Consider the following 20152-nt stretch of genomic DNA (forward strand, 5'->3'; position numbering starts at 1 on the left):
CGGCCGTCCAGAGGTGGGGAGGCCGACGGCTGAACCGCCTCAACGCCGCCCGGTTCTTCCCTTGTTCGCTCACCGCCATGCCCCGGTGAGTCCCGCCGCCTCAGTCCTGCCGTGTCTCCGTACGGAACGGGCGCATGCCGCGGGCCTCGTAGTTCCGGAGCGCATTGGGGTGGTCGCGGTTGTTCGTGCTGAGCCACACGCGCCGTACGCGCGGCGCGCCGACCGCCTCGGTGGCCCACGCCTGCCGGAGGGCCAGGGTGAGGGCGTGCCCGCCCAGGCCCCGGCCCACGTACTCGGGCAGCAGCCCGAACGTGGTGATCCGCAGGTCGCCGTCGGCCTGCGGCTCCAGCGCCGTGAAGCCGGCCGTCTCGTCCTGCGCGGTGATCACCCAGTACCGGCGCAGCGGGTGGGCCAGCCACTCGTCCCACTGCTCCGGCGTGCGGGCGGCACTGCGCCAGCCGTACGGGGTGCCGATGCGCGCCGTCAGCGTACGGACGAGGGGCGAGGTGCTGTCCGTACGCCGCAGCGCGAGGCCGGGCACAACGCGGCCGGGCCGCAGCTGTCCGGGCTCGGTCATCTCCAGGTATGTAATAGTCCTTTCCACCCTGTGACCCTAACAGGCGGCGGAGCGCACGTCTCCGGATTGCGGGCTGCCGGTCGCGGGCCGCCGGTCGCGGGCCGCCGGTCGCGGGCCGCCGTCAGCCGAGCAGCCACACCGTGGTGTCGGCGGGCACGGTCACCGCGCCGCCGTCCTCGGGCGCGTCGACTGGCCCGCTGGCGAGCAGCACGCGGGAACCGGCGGTGGCCGGGACCTCGACTGCCGTACCGGTCAGGTTCGTTGCCGCCCGCAGGCCGCCGTCCCGGGCGAACGCCAGCACGCCGGGCGGCGCGTCCAGCCACCGCAGCGCGGTGCCTCCGGCGTGCAGGCGGCGCAGCCGCAGGGCCGTGCGGTACAGCTCCAGGGTGCTGTCCGGGTCGCCGGACTGCGCCTCCACGGACAGGCCGGCCCAGCCGCCGGGCTGCGGCAGCCACCCGCCGGAGGGACCGAAGCCGAGCGAGGGCCCGCCGCGCGTCCACGGCAGCGGCACGCGGCACCCGTCACGTCCCTTGCGGCGTCCGCCGGACCGGAACCGTACGGGGTCCTGGAGCACGCCGTCGGGCAGGTCGGGCACCTCGGCGAGGCCGAGTTCCTCGCCCTGGTAGAGGTACGCCGAGCCGGGCAGCGCCAGCATGAGCAGCGCGGCGGCGCGGGCACGGCGCAGCCCAGCGGCGTGGTCCGCGGGCGGCGCGGCGCCGCCGCCGGACAGCCACGCGTCGAGGTCCGTGCCGGCGGGCAGCGCGAGACGGGTGGCGTGCCGTACGACGTCGTGGTTGGACAGCACCCAGGTCGGTGCCGCGCCGGTGGACGCGGCCGCGTCCAGCGAACGGTCCACGACGGCGCGGAGCGAGGCGGCGTCCCACGGGGTGCCGAGGAAGTCGAAGTTGAACGCCTGGTGCAGCTCGTCGGCCCGCGTGTACAGCGCCCGCCGGTGTCCCTCCGCCCAGGACTCGGCGACACCGACGCGCGGCGGCTCGTACGCGTCCAGTACGCGCCGGAAGGAACGCAGGATGGCGTGCACCTCGTCGCGGTCCCACACCGGGTGGCCGCCCTCGGCGCCCGCGCCGACGATCCCGTGGTGCCGCTGCCCGTCGCCGAGGTCCCGCAGCGGCTCGTCGAGGTCCTTGGCCATGCCGTGCGCCACGTCGAAGCGGAACCCGTCCACGCCTCGGTCGAGCCAGAACCGCAGTACGGCCTGGAACTCCTCGGTGACCTCGGGGTTGCGCCAGTCCAGATCGGGCTGCTCGGCGGCGAACAGGTGCAGGTACCACTGCCCGTCCGGCACCCGCCGCCAGGCGCTGCCGCCGAACACCGACTGCCAGTCGCTGGGCGGTTCGGCGCCGCCGTCGCGGCCGTCCCGGAAGACGTAGCGGGCGCGTGCGGCGCTGCCGGGCGGCGAGTCGAGCGCCTCGCGGAACCACGGGTGCTCGTCGGAGGTGTGGTTGGGGACGATGTCCACGATCACGCGCAGGCCGAGCTCGTGTGCGCGGCGTACGAGCGCGTCGGCGTCGGCGAGGGTGCCGAAGCGGGGGTCGACGTCGCGGTAGTCGCTGACGTCGTAGCCGCCGTCGGCCATCGGGGAGGGGTAGAAGGGGGTCAGCCAGACGGCGTCGGCGCCGAGTCCGGCGATGTGGCCGAGCCGTGAGGTGGCGCCGGGCAGGTCGCCGACGCCGTCACCGTCGGAGTCGGCGAAGCTGCGGACGTAGATCTGGTAGATGACGGCGTCACGCCACCAGTCGTGCGACGCGCGGGCCGGGTCGCCGGTCCGGGTCTGGGTCTGGGGCTGGGTCGGGGTCTTGGGCTGGGTCATGCGTGGAGGCCTCCCGTGACGAGTGCGTCCTCGGCGGTCACGAAGAGGTCCTCGCCGCCGAAGTTGCCGGATTTGAGCGCCAGATTGACGGTGCGGCCGCCGTACTCGGCGGCGGTCCAGGGGACGCCGGGGGCGATGGCGGGTCCGATCCGGAACCGTTCGATGCCGACGGCCGAGGCGACCGCTCCCGAGGTCTCGCCTCCGGCCACCACCAGGCGGCGGAAACCGGAGCCGAGGAGGCCGCGCGCGCACGCGGCCAGCGCGCGCTCCACCGCCTCCGCCGCGTCCGCCGCGCCGAACCGGCCCTGGACGGCGCGCACTTCCTCGCGGTCGTCCGCGCTGTACAGCAGCACCGGCCTCGGCCCGGCGTGCCCCCGCGCCCACTCCAGCGCGCCCGCGACCGTGCCCTCCGGGTCCGCGAGCAGCGATGCCACGGGCAGCTTGCGGGACGGCAGGACGCGCCGCGCGTACGCGGTCTGGTCGAGGGTGGCGTCGGAGACGCTGCCCGCGAGGACTGCGCCGGGGCCGTGCGCCACGTCGATACGTGCGGCACCGTCGGGGTCCGGCCCGCTGCCCGTACGGTGCGCTCGTGGCGGCGGCAGGGCCAGCGCGAGCCCTGAGCCGCCGGTGAGCAGCGGGAGCCGGCGGGTGGCGCGTACGAGGGGCGGGAAGTCGTCGTTGCCGAGCACGTCGGTGACGACGATTCGGGCGCCGCCGCCCGTGACGGCGTCCAGGTGCGCGCGTACGGCCGCGTCCCCGGCACGGAGCACGTGGTGCGGCAGCAGCCCCACGCGGTGCCGGGTCTGCGCCGCGAGTACCCGTACGAGGTCCGGGTCGGTCATCGGCGTCAGCGGATGGTGCCGCATGCCGCTCTCGCTCAACAGCCGGTCCCCGACGAAGAGATGGCCCTGGTAGACGGTGCGGCCGTTGTCGGGGAACGCGGGGCAGGCCACGGTCCACGGCGCCCCGGTGGCCTCGAGGAGCGCGTCGGTGACGGGGCCGATGTTGCCCTCGGGCGTGGAGTCGAAGGTCGAGCAGTACTTGAACCAGTAGCGCGTACAGCCCAGTCCGGCCAGCCCCCGGTGCGCGTCGAGCGCGGCGGCGACCGCCTCGGCGGGCGGCACCGTACGGGTCTTCAGCGCGACGACCACGGCGTCCGCCGGCTCCCCTTGAGCGGCGGGAGCGGCGGGGGCGGCCGGGGTGCCGACGGTGAGTGTGGTGCGGTGGCCCGCCCGTACGAGGTTCCCGGCCAGGTCGGTGGCGCCGGTGAAGTCGTCGGCGATACAGCCCAGATACGGCCCTGACATCCGGCCGCCGGCCGTCGCGGCCGTACCCCTCATGTCCGCGCCGTCCCGTGCCCGTCGGGCGGCGGCGACGCGAGGGCGGCGAGCTGCGCCGTGCCGCTGCGGGGTGAGGTCAGCACGGGTACGCCGAGTTCGCCGCCGTCCGCTCCGGGCGACCGGAGCGCGGCCGCCATCGACGCCTGCGCCAGCACCAGTACGTCGTGCCCGGCCGCGAGGCGCCGCGCCTCCGCGGCGATCAGCGCGTCGTGCTCCTCCGGCCGACCCTCGGTACGAGCCCGGTACGCGCCCTCGCAGGTGGACGTCGTGAGCTCGATGCGGGCGCCCGCGTCCGCCGCCTGACGGCGGATCAGCTCGGCGGTGGGCTCCAGCGTGGAGGAGAGCGTGGCCAGTACGCCGATACGCGGCCCCGTACGGATCGCCTCCGCCGCCATCGGCGCGTCCACCCGCAGCACCGGGATGTCCACGAGCGCCCGCGCCTGTTCGGCCGCCGGCCCGATCGAGGAGCAGGTGACCAGCACGGCGCGGGCGCCCGCCGCCTCCGCCTGCGCGATGTGCGACGCGAGCCGCGCGGTGGTGCGGGGCAGCGGCCCGTAGGCGATGGTGTCGGCGAGCAGGCTCTCGTCCACCATGTGGTACGGGCGCACGCCGGGCGCCTCCTCCCGCAGCAGCGGATCGAACACCGCCGGGAGTGCGGCGACGGTGTGCAGGACGCACATGCGCGGCGTCCCGTCTCCCGGCCCCTTGCGGTCCCCGGCTCCCGCGTCGCGTACGGCTGGTGTGCCGGGCGCCGTCATGCCGCTCCCCCTTCCGCGTCGTGAGCCTCCCGCACCGCCGACCACCAGGGCCGTCCGTGCCGGTCGACGATCTCGCCGAGGAGCCGCAGCCGTTCGGCGCACTCGCCCCGCAGGGCGGCCACCGGGTCGGGCGCACCCAGCGCGGACGTCCACAGGGCGCGCCCCGCGAGGAAGCCGGAGGCACCGGCGCGGCAGGCGGCCTCGACGGCACGCGGGAAGTCGTCCGGCTCGACGCCCTGCGACAGCACGACCCACGGCACGTCCACCACCGCGTGGATACGGGCCGCCTCGGCGGCGATCCGCTCCACGGTGCCCTTGCCGCCGTCCGGCACCTGGCACTTGTAGAGGGAGGGCCGCAGCGGGGCGAGTTCGGTGGCGGCCTCCACGATGGCGTCGTTCAGGCGGAAGGTGCCTTCCGCCGCCTCGCCGGGGGTGGGGCGCGCCACCGGCTCCAGTACGGAGGCCAGCCCCGCCGCGCGGCACATCCGTACGAAGCGCTCGGCCATCTCCGTACGGTGCGCGCGGAGGCCGTCGCGCTGCCAGATGACGAGCAGCTTCAGGGCGCGTATACCGTCCGCTGCGGCGGCGTCGGGAACGACGGCTTGGTCGATCGCGGTGCCGGTGACGGGGCCGCCCGGCTCCTGGGTGAGCGCGTCGGCCGCGAGGATCGGCGCGCAGCTGTCCGGGAGGGCGCGTTCGGCGAGCATGCGGTCGCAGCCGTAGTGCCGGTCGATCAGCAGGGCGGAGGCGTACGGCCCCAACTCGCGGGCGACGGCCAGCTTGAACCCGGTCATGTCGCCGTCCCCGACACGGTCCCGGTCCCGGCCGGTCCGCTCGGCCATCATGGTCCGCAGGGAGTCCCGCTGATCCATGGCCACCATGGCGAAGGTCCCGCTGGGGCGGGAGAGGGGGGCGACGGGTGAGTGTTCGGTATTCACGCTCGCAACTCCAAGGTCGGGTTCATTCGTTCAGCGCCGCCGTGATCCAACGGCCCGCCCCTGAGGACAGACCGAAGCGGCCACGATCCAGCCCGTCCGGCGCTTGAGGACGGACCGGAGCGGCCACACTCGGCAAGTGGGCCAAAAGCCTGTGGCCCAGCGCGCGTTCGCCGTGGCCGGGGGCCGTCCTCAAACGCCGGACGGGCTTGGATGGTTGGCGTCACCCGGGGCCGTCCCCACGCGCCACCCGCGGCAGAAACTCCCCCCGGTACACCACGTCGTACGCCGCCGCGTCCTCGCTCTCCCCCGGTGCCCCCGCCACCGTCCCCAGTGGCGGGGGCACCGGCAGGCCCGCCGCGGTGCCCGCGAGCAGGGCCGCGCCCAGCGCGGGCGCACGCGGCTCCGTGAGCAGGCGTGTCGGCCACCGCGTCACGGCGGCCTTCACGCGTGGCCAGCGCGGCTGGGCCACGGGCCCACCGAGGAGCGTGACTTCGCGCGGCGCGGCGCCGTTCAGCGCGGCCTGGGTCTCCGCCATCCAGCGCGCCTGGTACGCGGTGCCCTCGACGACGGCCAGCGCGAGCCGCGCCGGCCCGTCGTCGGGCCCGAGCCCGTGGACGGCCACGCGACGACGGGGGTCGGGCGCGGGCGCGGCGCGCCCGTTGAGGTACGGCTCGACGACGAGGCCGGTGGGCCCCGTTCCGGCGGTGTCGAGGAGTGCGCCGAAGCGCCGGATGCGTTCGGCGCCGCCGGGCAGCCCGAGCAGGTCGGCGTACCACTCGACGAGCGCGCCGCAGCTGCCCGAGCCCGCCATCACGTACCAGTGCCGGCCGTCGGCGTGCCGCCCGTAGCCCATGCCCTCCGCGAGGGCGCGGGCCGCGTCGGGGGCGGCCGTGCTCAGGGTGAACACGGCCTCCGCCGTGCCCATGGAGTCGGCGACGGCGCCCGCCGTACGGACGCCCGCCGCCCACGCGCCCACGAGGTGGTCGTGTCCGGCGACGGTCACGGGTACGCCCGTACGCAGGCCCGGTACGCGTGCGGCGCCCGCCGCGCTGACCGGGCCGACGGGTTCGCCCGGCGCGCGTACGGGCGGGAGGCGGCGGGGCGACAGCCCGGCCAGCGCGGTGAGTCCGGGGTCCCAGCGGCGGCCGTGCACGTCGTAGGCCATGGTCCGCTGGGCGAAGGTCGCGTCGGTGGCGACGTGCCCGGTGAGCGCGTGGCCGACGAGGTCGGCGGCGCCGGACCACACGTGCATGCGGCGCAGCGCGTCGGGGTGCCGCTCGGCCAGCCAGCACCAGCGGGCGAGCGTGGCCTTCGCGGAGGGCCGTACGCCGGTGGTGGCGTGCAGGGCGGAGGCACCGGCCGTACGGGCGAGCCGCGCGGCCTGGTCCGCGCCGCGCGGGTCGGACCAGGCGAGCAGCGGGCCGGTCTGGCGGCCGTCCGCGTCGAGCGGTACGCCGGTCTCGGCCATGCCGGTGAGGCCGACGGCCTCCGGCGAACGCCCGGACGCGGCAACGGCCTCGGCCAGCGCGCCGAGTGCGGCGGCGGCGAGCGCCGCCGCGTCCTGTTCGCCGAGGGGCGTGGGCCGTACGGCCGCGCCGAGGACCGTGCCGTCCGCCGCGCACACCACGGCCTTCGTACGGGTGGTGCCGACGTCCACCCCGGCCAGCGCGGCACCGCCCGCCTCCGGCTGCCCCACAGAGCTCTCCCGCCTCACGCTCATGGGGTCTCCTTCGTGGATACCCCCGGCTTCAGCCGGGAGAGACAGGCGGTCCGCAGTGCCATCCAGTTACGGCGGCGCACGGTCATGGTCGGTCCTCCTGGGGGACGGCGGCGCCGCGGGACACGCGGCGCTTCTGGGAGGGCGGCTGGGCGGTCGGCTGGACGGCGACCTGAGCGGCGCGCGGCGGCGCGGGCGCCCGTACGCCGGGCAGGTCCGCGGCGTGCGGGTCGTGCGCGTACGGGAGCGGGGCGGGCCCGGGCACGCCGTGTACGGCGAGGTGGCGCAGCCAGGCCGCGCCGTCCTTGCCGTGGTCGGCGCCGGTGAAGGCGGCGAGCCTGCTGTGGGCCTGCTCGGCGAGCAGCGCCCGGTTGTCGTCGAGGTAGCGGACGAGGATGTGGGGGCCGCGCGGGCTGCCGCAAGCGGCCAGGGCGCGGCCGAGGGCGAGTTCGAGGAGCGCGCGGCGCTCCTGCACGTCGTCGGGTTCGATGCCGCCGGTGCGGTGCTGGCCGTGGAGCGCGGGCCGGTCGTGGAGCCGTTCGAGGGCGGGTACGGCGTCGGCGGAGCCGAGCCGTTCGGCGCCCGCGCACACCGCGTCCACCCAGGCGAACGGCGCTGCCGCCGGATCGCGGAACGCGTCCTCGCGCGCGTCCACCAGCAGCGCCACCCGCTCCCACAGCGGCACGGCGCGCGGCTCGCGCGCGTAGCCCAGGGTGTGCAGCAGGTACGCCTCGTCGGGCATCGCCGACTGGTCGGGCGGCAGTTGGGCCTCCCGGATGCGGGACGTGCGGGGCGGCAGCCGGTCCCCGGCGAGACGTTCGGCGAGATGGCCGAGGAGCACGTCGGCGCCCTCGGGGCGGCCGCGCAGGGCCAGCAGCTGGGCCAGCACGATACGGACAGCGGGCGCCGTCTCGGCCCGCAGCGCGCCCAGCAGGGCGGGCGTGACGGCGGGGTCGGCGTCCAGGGCGAGGCGCACGAACGGGATGTGCCCGCGGAACACCTCGCGGCGGCCCATGTCGGAGTACGAGTGGAGGGGCAGGTGCTCGGCCAGCTCCGCGATGAGGGCGGCCAGCGTGGGCCGGGCCGCCGGGGCCGGGTGTGTGGCCCGTACGGTCTCCGCCGGGAGCCTGCCGCGCCGTACCAACTCCCGCTGGAGGGCGGCCACATCCACCTCGCGCGGGGTGCGGCCCGTCGCGGCGCAGGCCGCGGCCGCGAGGCCGGTCACCTCGCCGAGGTTCTCCAGGTCCGCCTGCATCCGCAGCGCTGGCAGGGCGTCGTGCGTGGCGGAGAGGGCCTTGCCGGTGACGAGCAGGCCGTCGAGGCCGCGGGGCAGGAGCGCGCGGTAGGGCAGCTCGATCTCGAGGTTCGGCGGTACGAGGCCGAGTTGCGGCCACAGGGCCTCGCCCTTGCCCTTGAGGTCGTGGTTGGAGAAGTGCACGTTGACGACGTCCGGCCAGTGCCGCCCGGTCAGCTGGTCGGTGAGGGTCACCACGGTCTCCCCCACGAGGTGGCGGGTCTCGCGTGCGGCGGGCTGCGTGCCGTGGTCGTGCATGTCGGCGCTGCGGCGCCGGGCGGCCAGCACGGCGCGGGTGGTGTCCGCGACGTCGGTCATGTCGGCGAGCCCGCCGAACTGGTTGCGGGTGGTGCCGGGCGTGTCGAAGCGCGCCAGCGACGCCCACATGACGGTGTGTACGCCCGCCGCCCCCACCTCGCACGGCGCGCCGCACCAGGCGGCCAGGTCGGCGTCGCCGGTGGCGTCGACGACGACGCGCGCCGTCACGGCGAACGGGCCGCCGGGCCCGCTGAACAGCGCGCCCGTCACGCGCCGCCGCGCGTCCGCCGCCTCTTCCCCGCCTCCGTCGTGGAGGGCGGCGAAGGCGCGTGCGTGGTAGACCGTACGGACGCCCGCCTCGCGCAGGGCGTCGTGCAGGGCGAGCGCCTTGGCCTCGATGTTCCACTGTCCGACGCCTCCGCGCAGGCCCAGCTCGCGGTGGGTCAGCCGGGTGGCCTGCTGAAGCTGCGCCGCGTGCCCCTCGCGGCGGCCGAACCAGTAGCTGTGCACGCCGCCGTACGTCCCGGTGCCGCCGGGCCCCGGCCCGGCCTCCACCAGCACCGTGCGCGCGCCTTCGCGCGCCGCCGCCAGCGCGGCGGACGCGCCGCTTGTCCCACCACCGACGACGAGCACGTCGGCCTCGCCCCAGGAGTCCACGTCCAACGCCCGCACGACTTCCCGCGGATGCCCCCGCCCGCGCTGCGGCGCGTCCTGCTCGCCGACGGCGTACGACGGACTGCGCGGCACCACTCCGCCGGGCGGCACGCCCGGCACGCCGCCTGCCGAATCGGCCGGACCACCCGGCGCGACCCAACCGGCCCCGACCACCCCGGCGTTCGGCTCCGGGCCGCTCGGTGGCGACCCACCCGGCCGGGGCGGCGCCTGGGCCGCGCGCCCCCTGTTCGGCTCGCCGTCGCAAGCCGTCGCCAGCGCGCGGCCCAGGCGTGTGCCCTCGTGGAGCGCGGCCGGCGGGTCGAGCAGCGGATCGGCCGGGGTCGCGGTGTGTGGGGGTGCCGGTGTGGCGTGGAGGCCCGGAAGGGGCGTCCGCGTGTCAGCGGTCGGCGGGGGCGGGCCCGAGAGCGGGTCCGTCGCCACCGCGCCCAGCGTGGCCTTCGCGAAGGCCGGGTGCTGCCGGAGCAGTCGGCCCGCCGCACGGACGGCCGCGCGGCGGCCGCCCGACGTGGCGAGCAGCGCGTAGAGGTGTCCGGGGCCGCGGCAGCCTGCCGTCGAGACCACGTCGTCCGCGAAGGGCTCATCGGGTTCCACGCCGTCGAACTCCACGCTCCACACCGCCCGTTCGGGCTCCGCGACCGGCGGCAGCCCGGCGGCGGCGCGCAGCACCGGGTCCGCGCCGGTCGCGTCCAGCGCCTGCGTGCAGCGCACCAGCTGCCGCCCGGACTTGTTCGCGATGACGAGTCCGGCGAGCGGCCCCCGTACGGCTCCGTCGCGGTGGTGTACGGCGAGCGGGCGCACGCCGTACACCAGCAGGCCGCCCGCGTCGAGCAGCGCGCTCTCCAGGTGGAGTTTGAGTGCGGCCGGGCGCAGCGCCAGCCGGGCTCCGCCCGCGGCGCCGGACGGCAGCAGCGGGCGCAGCAGGGACGGGGCCGCGGCGGGGCCGTCCGCGGGCACGGTCAGCCAGGGGCGGTTGGCCGCCGTCAGGTCGGTGCCGAGCGCGTACCCCTGCTCCAGCAGCAGCACCCGCCGCCCAGCGCGGGCGAGTTCGACGGCCGCCGCCGTACCGGCCAGGGTGCCGCCGACGACGGCCACGTCCACGTCGTGCGGTACGGGCAGGGCGCGCCCCGGCAGCCGTACGGGTGCGGCGAGGGGCAACCACGCAGTCCCGCCCGCCCGTTGGCCGGTGCTCACCGGCTCCCCTCGACCGCCGCCGCAGGCGCCCCGGGGACCGCCGGGAGCCCCGGCACCGCGCCGCTACGGGCGACGCGCCCGTACCAGTGCCCGCTGTCCTTGACCGTACGGCGCTGCGTGGCGCGGTCGACGTGCACGAGCCCGAAGAGGGGGCGGTAGCCCATGGCCCACTCGAAGTTGTCGATGAGCGACCAGTGGTAGTAGCCCTCGACGGGCGCGCCCGCCTCCATCGCCCGGTGGACGGCGGCGAGATGAGCCTGGAGGAACGCGATCCGCCGCTCATCGTGGACCGCGCCGTCGGCTCCCACGGCACCGTCCGCCCCTGGCGTGTCGTTGAAGACGGCGCCGTTCTCGGTGACGGCGAGCGGCACGCCCGGGTAGTCCTCGTGCAGGCGGAGCAGCAGCGCGGTGAGGTCGTCGGGAACGATCTCCCAGCCGAGGTCCGTACGCGCCACCTCCGGCCGCCCCGGCTCGACGCGCCACGGCCACGGCCCGTCGCCGGGCCCGTCGCCGCCGGCGGGGCGGGCGCTGACGATGCGGCGCGTGTAGTAGTTGACGCCGATGAAGTCGCTGCCCGCGGCGATCGTGTCCAGGTCGCCGTCCTCGATGAAGTCCAGTGGCCCGGCGGCGCGTTCCCAGTGGGCGTGCATGTCGTCGGGGTAGCCGCGGCCGTGTACGGGGTCGAGGAACCAGCGGTTCACGTACCCGTCCGAGGCGTATGCCGCCGCCCGGTCCTCCCCGCTGTCGCTCGCAGGCGTGTGCGGGAACAGGCTGTACGCGATGCCGGCCCGCGCGTCCTCACGCCCGTACGCGCGCAGGGCGCCTGCCGCGAGCCCGTGCCCGAGCAGCAGGTGGTGCATGGCCCGTACGCTGCCCGGCAGGTCCTTCTCGCCGGGCGCGTGCAGCCCGAGCTGGTGGCCGAGGACGCCCGCGATCCAGGGCTCGTTGACCGTCACCCAGTCCCGTACGCGATCGCCGAACGCGTCGTAGCAGACGGCGGCGTAGTCGGCGAACCGGGCGGCGGTGTCGCGGTCCCGCCAGCCGCCGCGGTCCTGGAGGGGCTGCGGCAGGTCCCAGTGGTAGAGGGTGGCGAGCGGGGTGATGCCGTGTTCGAGGAGGGTGTCGAGGAAGCGGTCGTAGTGGTCGAGGCCGCGGCGTTCCACCGGGCCCGTGCCGTCCGGCACGATGCGGGGCCAGGCCAGCGAGAACCGGTGTGCGCCGAGGCCGAGTTCCGCCATCAGGGCGATGTCCTCGCCCGCGCGCTCGTACTGCTCGCAGGCGGTCTCCCCGGTGTCGCCGTTCTCGACGGCGCCGGGCACGGCGCAGAAGCGGTCCCAGATGGACTCGCCGCGGCCGTCGGCGCGTACGGAGCCCTCGACCTGGTAGGCGGACGTGGAGGTGCCCCAGCGGAAGTCCGCCGGAAAGCGCAGCGTGGGCGGGGTGGCGTGCGGGTCCGTCACTGGAACTCCTCGTGCGGTGCTTGCGGTTCGTGCGGTGCGTACAGTCCTTGCGGTGCGTCCCGGGCGTTCTGTCCAGTGCCCTGCGCGAACTCGGGCAGGCCGCGCGCGGTCTCGCACGCGTACAGCAGCAGCCCCACCGACCAGGCGTGCGAGAGGGTGAGCAGCATGCCCTTCGCCTGGAAGCAGTCGGTCTGGTAGAAGCGCTCGCTGACCATGCCGCGGTACGCGTTGAAGTCGCCGTCCTCGCGGGCCACGAACTGCCGGAAGCAGTCGAGGTTCTCCCGCGCCGACAGCAGGTAGTACGGATCGCCGAGGTGGCGGGCCAGCCGTACGGTCTCGGGCAGGCAGGTGAGCCCGAACGCGTGCAGGTGCTGGTTCGACGGCGACGCCTGGTCGCCGCCGCGGGTGCGGAAGCCGTACCGGCCGAGCAGGGTGTGCGGCGGGAACGCGACGTCGTAGGTGTAGCGGAAGGTGAGCATCCAGTCGCCGGCGCGCCGCGCCAGGTCGAGCCAGCGCGGGTCGCCGGGGTCCGCCTCGTGCAGCAGGGTGTAGGCGATCACCGCGTTGTAGCCGTCCTCGGACGTGGGCGCCAGCGACACGTCCTCGGGCGCGCCGCACAGGAACTCGGCGTGCACCTCGGCGGCGTAGTGCGCCCCGGCGCGCCGCGCGGCGGACAGCAGCGCGGGCTCGCCGAAGGCCGCGGCTGCCTCGGTCAGCGGCGCGATCCAGGCGATGCCCGCCGCACCCTCGTACGACAGCGCGGCGCCCGTGTCGCTGTGCGTGGCGGCCGCGAGGCGTCCGTCGCCCGTGCGCTGCGCAGCGACGGCGGCGGCGAGGTTGGACCGTACGGCGCGCTCCCACGCCGGGTGGTCGTGGCCGCGCGCCCGCTCGGCGCGCAGCGCGCGCAGCAGGAACAGGGTGGCGTCGCCGAGCGTACGGGCGTGCAGCCGGTGCGGATCGGGTGTCCACCCGGCGGTCCAGCCGCGCCGCTCGCCCCACTGCCCCCAGAACGTGCCGGCCGGGGCGAGGCTGTCGGCGATGTGGTCCAGCACGCCGGTGGCGGCCCGCGCTTTCTCGTCGTCACCGGTGCGGCGGGCGTACAGCAGCAGCGCGTGCGCGTACGGCGTGCCGCTGATCCAGGACACGTGCATGGCCTTGCGGTCGCCGCTGTCGCCGAGCGCCTCCCGGTCGAACGCGGCGGTCTCCAGCAGCACGTGCGGGTCGGGCCGGTGGTGCCAGCGGTGCAGCCCGTATGCGGACAGCTCGGCGGCCTCGTCCAGCCCCACCCATGCGGCGGGCCCGTCGGCGGAGGGCGGCGTACGGCGGTGCAGGGAGCGGAGGACCGGGGCGTACGCGTGCGGGTCGGGGCCGAGCAGATGGACGGTGAAGCGGAACGTCCGCTCGGCGCCGGGCCGCCAGGTGTACGCGGGTGTCTGCGGCGGCAGCGGCTCGGCGGAGCCGTAGTAGGTGACGGGCTCCTCGCGGTACGGCGCGTGCAGCCGCAGCGCGGGGACGCCGCCGGGGAGCAGCGCGAAACCGACGCCTTGGCGGCCGAGTTCGCCCTCCTCGGCGAGGGAAAGCGCGGCGCCGCCGCGCGGGTCGCGGGCGAACACGGCGGGCGTGGCGCAGCGGTCGGCGCGGAACGACCAGGCGTCCGCGACCATGTGCGCGGGGTCGTGCGCGCCGGGCTCGTAGCGGGGGTAGACGCGGGCGCAGCCGGGGAGGCGGTTCTCGCCGTAGAACACGCCGGGGATCAGCCAGCCGGGGTCACCGGTGCTGCCGAGCCGCGCCTCGACGCGCAGCCCGGCGTCGGCAGCCGTACGGTCGCCGTCCCGCCGCACGCGGAGCACGGCGTCGCGGCGTACGGGGGTGTCGCGCTCACCCTCGCCGTCCGCGTCCGGCTGCGGGGGGCCCAGGCTGAGCGTGGCCGTGAAGCCGTCCGCCGCGCCGTGCGCCTCGATGCCGCCGTCCGGGCGGAACTCCCGTCCCGTTACGGGCACTTCGCTGCACGAGCCGTCCGGGCGCAGCAGCGCGACGACGTACGGCAGCAGCACCTCGCCCTCGTCCGGGCCGCGGAGCGGCAGCGCTCCGGGCTCCGGGGGCGGCGCGTCCGGAGGCGCGGGCACCGCCTCCTGCGCCCCGGGCGGGTCGTCAGCCGAGTTCTCGGGCACGGGTGTTCCATCCTTCCAGCCGTACGCGGCGGCCCTCGCACGGTGCCGCGCGCCAGTCGACGGGGACGTGCGCGGTCTCACCGGGCAGCAGGTCGAGCATGTTGTCGCCGAACGCGGCCCAGCCGGGCGCGCCGACCGGCCGCGCGTCGGTGAGGTAAAGGCCGAGCGCCGCCGGTCCGCCGGTGTGCCGGAGCCGTACGGCGGCCGTGTCCGGTGCGGCGGCGGCCTCGACGCGGGCCTCGGGCAGGTCCAGGAGCGGGGCGAGGTCGGGGGTGGTGGTGTGGACGTAGCGGTTGCCGGCCAGCGGCTGCCCGTCCGGGCCGCGCAGGGTGAGTTCGAGGAGGAACACGCCGTCGGCGGGCCGGGGCAGTTCGGCGTGCCACTCCCCCGCGCGCGCCGCCGGTACGGAGGTGGCCGGGCCCTGCCCGTACGGGGCGCCCGCCGCGAAGGTGACCTCCGCGTACGGCGCGCCGTCGGTGCGGACGATCCGCGCGGTGACCGTGGCGCCGTCGTCGCGGGTCACCCCCTGCCGCCAGGACCACAGTTCGACGGTGAACAGCTCTCGTTCCGGTGTGCTGCCCCATGTCTGGGTGGCGAACCGGGCGCACACGTGCTGCGGCCGGTACGCGCGCCGCACCCCGTGGTAGGCGGGCTTCGGATCGCCGCGGTGGTCGACGGCGCTGGTGCACCAGGCGTTCGGGAACGGCTCGTTGAACTGCCACGGGATCGCCCCGCTCGTACGCGGTGCCCGCCGCAGGTTCGCCTCCACGGCGTACCGCAGCCCGTCGTACTGGAGTTGCTGGCTGGCGCGCCGCACCGTGTCGGGGTCGTCGAGCCGGCCGCCGGGTGCCGTACGGCCGCCCCCACCGGTCTCACCGGTCTCACCGGTCTCACCGCCGAAGGCGGCGCGGACCAGCGGCGTGTTGTTCCACCAGGCGCCGAGGTGCTCCATGACGGGGTTGTCGCGTCCGGTCGGGCGGCGGCTTCCTGGCGGTACGACGGCCTCCCACGTACGCCGGTTGGCCATGCCCTCCGCGCCGAACTCGCTGTGCAGCAGGCAGGTTCCGGCGTCGTACAGCCGCTGCTGCGCGCCGTGCCCCTGGTGCTCCCAGGGGCCGTGCACGTCGTGCTGCGCGTCCGGGTCGGCGGCGACGATGTCGGCGCGGTTCAGGAACGCGGGCCCGGACGGCGAGCCGGGCAGCCAGCCGCGGTCCGGGTCGAGTTCGGCGACGACGGCCGCCAGCGCGGCGATCACCGGCGCGCCGTCCTCGGCCAGCGGGCGGGCCTCGGCCGTGTCGTGCAGTTCGTTGCCGGGGCCCCAGACGGCGAGCGAGGGGTGGTGCCGCAGGGCGGGTACGAGGACGCGCGCCTCGCGTTCCATCAGCGCCACGTACTCGGGGTCGGCGGCCGGCACGCTGTCGATGCCGGAGCTGGACAGCGCGAACTCCTGCCACACCAGCAGCCCCAGCCGGTCGCAGAGGCCGTAGAACTCCTCGGTCTCGATCAGTCCGCCGCCCCACACCCGCAGCAGCGTGACGTGCGCGTCGGCGGCCAGCCGCAGCAGATGCTCCAGGCGGTCGGGGCGCGGCACGCCGTGACAGGCGTCCTGCGGCACCCAGTTCCAGCCCTTCACGTGGACGCGGCGGCCGTTGACCTCCGGGGTGTACGACAGCGCGCCGTCCGGGGCACCGGGGTTGGGCACCAGCCGTACGCGGCGGAAACCGGTCTCCCTGCGCACGGGGGCGCCGGCGGTCCGTCCGTCCGCGTCCTCGATGGTGATCTCGACCGCGTACAGGGGCTGTTCGCCGTGCCCGTTCGGCCACCACAGCCGGGGCTCCTCGACGGTCAGCTCCAGCTCCGCGTGCGTGGCACCGGCCGCCACGGGCGCCTCGCCGCGTGCGACGACGGGGCGTCCATACGGGTCGCCCTCGCCTCCGTACGGGTCGCGTTCACCACCGTACGGTGCGTGCACCCGCGCCCGTACGGTGCCCGGCGCGCCCGCCTCCACGGCGGCCCGTACGCGTACCCGCCCCGTACGGCCGTCCTCGTCCGGCAGCGCGCCCACCCGCGTACGGCTCCCGTCGAGCCGCAGCGGCCCGGCGAACTCCAGGGTGACGGGCCGCCAGATGCCCTGGTGGATCATGCGGGGGCAGAAGTCCCAGCCGTACGTCATGCGGCTCTTGTGCACCCGCACCCGGTCGGTGCGGCCGACCTGCGGCTCGTTGGGCGGCGCCGGGTGGACGGCTACGGCCAGCAGCCGGCTGCCGCCGTCCGCGAACCACTCCGTGACGTCGGCCTCGAACGGCGTGAACATCCCGGTGTGCCGGGCCACTTCGACGCCGTCGACGAGGACGGTGGCCTCGTGGTCGACGCCGTCGAAGCGCAGCAGCGCGCGCGTCCCCGCGGGCAGCGGCGGCGCGGTGACCGTCCGGCGGTAGAGCCAGGTGCGCTGCGGCACCCACTCGGCGGCCAGCGAGCCGGTGCCCGCGTACGGGTCGGGCACCAGCCCGGCGCGGTGCACGTCGTCCAGCACCGAGCCGGGCACGCGCGCGTCGGCCCAGCCCGGTTCGCCGGCCGGCCGGCCGGGCCCGCACAGCCAGCGCCAGGTGTCCCCGAGACAGCCGCGCAGCTGCCAGCCGCCGTCGAGCGGGAGGGCACTCGGCGTCATGCCCCGCCGTCCCCCTCGGCGCCCGCGCTCTCGTCGCTGTCGGAGGCTCCGCCCGCGGACCCGGCGGACTCGGGTTCGCGTTCCAGCAGATCCGTCTCCACGACGGGCAGTTGCGTGTCGCGCGGCACCCGGAACGTCTTGATCTCGTGCGCGCCGAAGGCGCTCTCGATCACCCGCCCCCCGTACGCGGGCAGCGCGATCCGCGCCGTCGTCGGCTCACCCGCCGACTCGTACGCGCGCACCACCAGGTCCCCGGCGCCGTCCTCGTCGCCCTTCAGCACGGTGACGAGGACGCTGCCGCCGCCGTCGTCCGCGTGCGCGGCCCGCTGCGCCAACGGCCCCTCGTGGAACGTCTCCAGGAGCGCGAACGGCGGCTGGTTCAGCTCCGCCGCACGGCGCGCCAGCCCTGCCGTACGCCCCTGCTCCCCCTCGTGCGGGAGCAGCAGCAGCCGGAAGTCCTGGCGGCCCTGGTCGAGGTAGTCGTAGACGCCGTCGGGGTCGAGTTGCTTCGGCTCGTGCCAGGCGTACGCGGGGCTGCGCAGCGCGGTGACGCCGATCTCGCCGCCGGTCACGTCGTGCCCGTACTTGCCGTCGTTGGCCACCGCCAGCCCGGCGCGCCGCCCGCCGGGCAGGGTGCCGGTGACGTCGACCCAGCCCTGCGCGGGCTCCTCGGTGCCGTCGGGGGTGCGCTCCAGATGCCCGTACGGGATCTCGTGCGTGGCGGTGACGTCCGTGAGCGCCGTGGGGAAGCGGAGCTTGAGCAGCTTCAGCTGCTCGTGCCAGTCGACGGTCGTCCGCACCTCGACCTGCCGGGAGCCGGCGGACAGCAGGAGTTCCTCGGTGAGCGTGGACCGCTCGTAGGTGCTCTCGACGCGCACCGCGACCCGTACGGGGCCGTGTTCGGTGACGCGCACCCTGCGGCACCGGAAGACTCCGGCGACCCGGTCGTAGGCGCGGACGCGGTGGCCCCAGGTGTCGGACTGGTCGTCGATGACGACGGCGTGCGGCGCGGGGTCGGGCGGGAGGAGTTCGGCGCCGGCGTCCTTGTCGTACAGGGAGCCGAGCCAGCCGGTGCGCGGGTCGACGGTGAGCCGCAGGTGCTCGTTCTCCAGCGTGTGTCCGGCGCTCGTCTCCGTCACCGAGACGGGGCCCGAGTCCGCCGCGGGCGCGGCGCCGGACTCCAGGTGGTAGACGCGGTGGCCGAGCGGCGGCACGGCGGCGCGGAACGCGACCCGCCCGCGGCTGCCGTTCATCGTGGCCTCCGAACGGACCTGCTGCAGCGGCACCGCCTCTCCCTCGTCGTCGGTGAGCCGGGAGACGGCCGCGCGGCCGAACTCGGCCTCGACGTCCGTGTGCAGCTCCCACGGGTGCGGGTTGAACACCACCAGCGGCACCGTGTCCTCGCGCAGCGGGATGTCGATACGGCGGGCGACGGCCTGCACCGAGCGGTTGAACACGTCGGCGGCCAGCGAGCGGGCGCGGCCGTAGTCGTCGCGGGCGTCGTCGTACGCGGAACGGATGGAGGTGCCCGCGAGGATGTCGTGGAACTGGTTGAACAGCACCAGCTTCCACGCCTCGGCGAACTCCCGGTGCGGGTAGCTCTCCCCCGCGACCGCCCCGGCGACCGCCGCCCACTTCTCGGCACGCTGGAGCTCGTTCTCGGCGCGGCGGTTCCACGCCTTGACGCCGGAGTGCGCGGAGTAGCAGCCGGGGCCGTGGTGCTGGAGTTCGCCCACGTGTACGGGGATGTCGTCGCGGTCGCGGATGCGCGCGTGGTACGCCTCCGGGTGGCTGAGCGCGAGCTTCGGCAGGCCGCCGAGCGCGTCGAGCCGCCGGACGCTGTCCAGGTTGGCGCGGGTGGGGCCGCCGCCGTGGTTGCCGACGCCGTAGAACACCATCAGCTCCGGCTGGTCCGGCGGCATGATGGCGAGCGCCTTGTCGAGGTGGCCGCCGATGTCCTGGCCGGGGCTGCAGTACTCGTGCGGCAGCCGGTACGCGAGCACACGCGAGCCGTCCGGCGCCTCCCAGTGGAAGAACTGGCCGGGCAGCGCCTGCTCGTGCGGCCCGGGGCGCAGGAAGACGTAGCCCTCCAGGCCGGACTTGCGCAGCAGCTGCGGCAGCATGGCGTTGTGCCCGAACGGGTCGAGGTTGCAGCCGATGGTGGCGGCGGCCCCGAACCGGTCGATCAGGTACCGCTGGCCGTACAGCGCCTGCCGTACGAACGACTCTCCGGACGGCACGTTGCAGTCCGGCTCGATCCACCAGCCGCCGACGATCTGCCAGCGGCCCTCGCCGACGCGCTTGCGGATGGTGTCGAACAGCTCCGGGTCGTGCCGTTCGATCCACTCCAGGTACATCACGGAGTCGCAGGTGAACACGGCGTCGGGGTACTCCTCCAGGCGGTCGGCCGCGGACCGGAACGTGGCGCGCACCTCCTGCAGCCCCTCCGGCCAGCGCCACAGCCAGACGGGGTCTATGTGGGCGTTGCCGACGAGGTGCAGGGTGCGGCCGCGCGAGCTGGGGTTCTGGCTGGTCATACGGAGGTCTCCTGGCAGTCGTGCCCGGTCCCGTCGGCCCGGGGGCTGATGTCCGTCCCGTCGGTGCCGGGCGCGGTGTCGGTCGTACGGGGCGGAGCGCCGGTCGTGCCGTCGGCCGTGGCGCCGGTCGTGCCGTCGGTCGCGGCCGCCCAGGCGTCGACGCGCTCGCTGAGCAGGTGGAGCAGCAGCAGGTGCATCTCCTGGATGCGGGCGGTGGCCGTCGCGGGGACGATCACCGCGTGGTCGGCGTGCTCCGCCGCGGGCCGTCCGCCCTGCTCGCCGCCGCCGAACAGCACGGTGACCGCGCCCGCGGCGCGCGCCGCGGCGAGGCCCTGTACGACGTTGGGCGAGCGGCCCGACGTGGTGAAGCCGATGACCATGTCGCCGGGGCGGGCCAGCGCCCGCACCTGGCGGGCGAACAGCTCGTCGAAGTCGTAGTCGTTCGCGATACAGCTCACCACCGAAGGGTCGGTGGTGAGGGAGACGGCTGCCAGCGGGCGGCGCTCGCGGAGGTAGCGGCCGATCAGTTCGGCGGCGAGGTGCTGGGCGTCGGCGGCGCTGCCGCCGTTGCCGAAGGTGTAGAGGCGGCCGTCGCGCGCGTACACGTCGATGAGGTCGCGTGCCACCCGGTCCAGCGCGGGCAGCAGCGCTCTGGTGCCTTCCGCCGCGTCGAGGTGGTCGGCGAGCTGTCGTGTGAGGGCGTCGTGCATGGTGCTCCAGAGCGAGTGAGGGCTGTC

The 20152-nt window shown here is 75.9% G+C and carries 12 protein-coding genes; all 12 read right to left on the reverse strand.

From position 1 onward, the window contains the following. Positions 1-100 precede the first annotated feature (100 nt). The 12 genes from DVA86_RS02225 to DVA86_RS02280 all read right to left on the reverse strand — a co-directional run bounded on the left by DVA86_RS02225 (position 101) and on the right by DVA86_RS02280 (position 20125). Entirely contained in the window at positions 101-577 is a 477-nt protein-coding gene (locus DVA86_RS02225) for a GNAT family N-acetyltransferase (protein WP_245996268.1), read from the reverse strand. A gap of 121 nt (positions 578-698) precedes the next feature. Then, positions 699-2408 carry a glycoside hydrolase family 13 protein gene (locus DVA86_RS02230; RefSeq protein ID WP_208875309.1) on the reverse strand — a complete coding sequence of 570 codons (1710 nt, stop codon included), beginning with the start codon at positions 2406-2408 and terminating at the stop codon, positions 699-701. Further along, complete coding sequence (gene otnK, locus DVA86_RS02235) at positions 2405-3748, reverse strand: 3-oxo-tetronate kinase (RefSeq protein WP_245996275.1); 1344 nt, start codon at positions 3746-3748, stop codon at positions 2405-2407. The genes DVA86_RS02230 and otnK overlap by 4 nt, the downstream gene beginning before the upstream one ends. Continuing rightward, positions 3745-4506 carry an aspartate/glutamate racemase family protein gene (locus tag DVA86_RS02240; protein WP_222623274.1) on the reverse strand — a complete coding sequence of 254 codons (762 nt, stop codon included), beginning with the start codon at positions 4504-4506 and terminating at the stop codon, positions 3745-3747. Before DVA86_RS02240 ends, otnK begins: the two co-directional genes overlap by 4 nt. After that, on the reverse strand, positions 4503-5444 hold the full coding sequence (locus DVA86_RS02245; protein WP_222623275.1) for a hypothetical protein: 942 nt from the start codon (positions 5442-5444) through the stop codon (positions 4503-4505). The genes DVA86_RS02240 and DVA86_RS02245 overlap by 4 nt, the downstream gene beginning before the upstream one ends. Before the next feature lie 220 nt (positions 5445-5664). Continuing rightward, complete coding sequence (locus DVA86_RS02250) at positions 5665-7164, reverse strand: FGGY-family carbohydrate kinase (RefSeq protein ID WP_208875311.1); 1500 nt, start codon at positions 7162-7164, stop codon at positions 5665-5667. An 82-nt stretch (positions 7165-7246) separates the two neighbouring features. Then, entirely contained in the window at positions 7247-10579 is a 3333-nt protein-coding gene (locus DVA86_RS02255) for an FAD-dependent oxidoreductase (protein ID WP_208875312.1), read from the reverse strand. After that, a complete protein-coding gene (locus tag DVA86_RS02260) occupies positions 10576-12039 on the reverse strand; it encodes a GH1 family beta-glucosidase (RefSeq protein WP_208875313.1) in 1464 nt (487 codons plus the stop codon). The genes DVA86_RS02255 and DVA86_RS02260 overlap by 4 nt, the downstream gene beginning before the upstream one ends. Continuing rightward, entirely contained in the window at positions 12036-14210 is a 2175-nt protein-coding gene (locus DVA86_RS02265) for a YyaL domain-containing protein (RefSeq protein WP_208875315.1), read from the reverse strand. The genes DVA86_RS02260 and DVA86_RS02265 overlap by 4 nt, the downstream gene beginning before the upstream one ends. After that, complete coding sequence (locus DVA86_RS02270; protein WP_208875317.1) at positions 14191-16878, reverse strand: glycoside hydrolase family 2 protein; 2688 nt, start codon at positions 16876-16878, stop codon at positions 14191-14193. Before DVA86_RS02270 ends, DVA86_RS02265 begins: the two co-directional genes overlap by 20 nt. Next, a complete protein-coding gene (locus DVA86_RS02275; RefSeq protein WP_208875319.1) occupies positions 16875-19415 on the reverse strand; it encodes an alpha-mannosidase in 2541 nt (846 codons plus the stop codon). Before DVA86_RS02275 ends, DVA86_RS02270 begins: the two co-directional genes overlap by 4 nt. After that, positions 19412-20125, reverse strand: a complete 714-nt coding sequence (locus DVA86_RS02280; protein ID WP_208875320.1) for a D-sedoheptulose-7-phosphate isomerase — start codon at positions 20123-20125, stop codon at positions 19412-19414. Before DVA86_RS02280 ends, DVA86_RS02275 begins: the two co-directional genes overlap by 4 nt. Positions 20126-20152 lie beyond the last annotated feature (27 nt).

Source organism: Streptomyces armeniacus (assembly GCF_003355155.1).
Lineage (GTDB): Bacteria > Actinomycetota > Actinomycetes > Streptomycetales > Streptomycetaceae > Streptomyces > Streptomyces armeniacus.

Excerpts from the sequence above, each read along its gene's own strand:
- DVA86_RS02240 (WP_222623274.1), bottom strand. The coding sequence starts at position 4,506 with ATGACGGCGCCCGGCACACCAGCCGTACGCGACGCGGGAGCCGGGGAC.
- DVA86_RS02230 (WP_208875309.1), bottom strand. The coding sequence starts at position 2,408 with ATGACCCAGCCCAAGACCCCGACCCAGCCCCAGACCCAGACCCGGACC.
- DVA86_RS02250 (WP_208875311.1), bottom strand. The coding sequence starts at position 7,164 with ATGAGCGTGAGGCGGGAGAGCTCTGTGGGGCAGCCGGAGGCGGGCGGT.
- otnK (WP_245996275.1), bottom strand. The coding sequence starts at position 3,748 with ATGAGGGGTACGGCCGCGACGGCCGGCGGCCGGATGTCAGGGCCGTAT.
- DVA86_RS02225 (WP_245996268.1), bottom strand. The coding sequence starts at position 577 with ATGACCGAGCCCGGACAGCTGCGGCCCGGCCGCGTTGTGCCCGGCCTC.
- DVA86_RS02280 (WP_208875320.1), bottom strand. The coding sequence starts at position 20,125 with ATGCACGACGCCCTCACACGACAGCTCGCCGACCACCTCGACGCGGCG.
- DVA86_RS02275 (WP_208875319.1), bottom strand. The coding sequence starts at position 19,415 with ATGACCAGCCAGAACCCCAGCTCGCGCGGCCGCACCCTGCACCTCGTC.
- DVA86_RS02270 (WP_208875317.1), bottom strand. The coding sequence starts at position 16,878 with ATGACGCCGAGTGCCCTCCCGCTCGACGGCGGCTGGCAGCTGCGCGGC.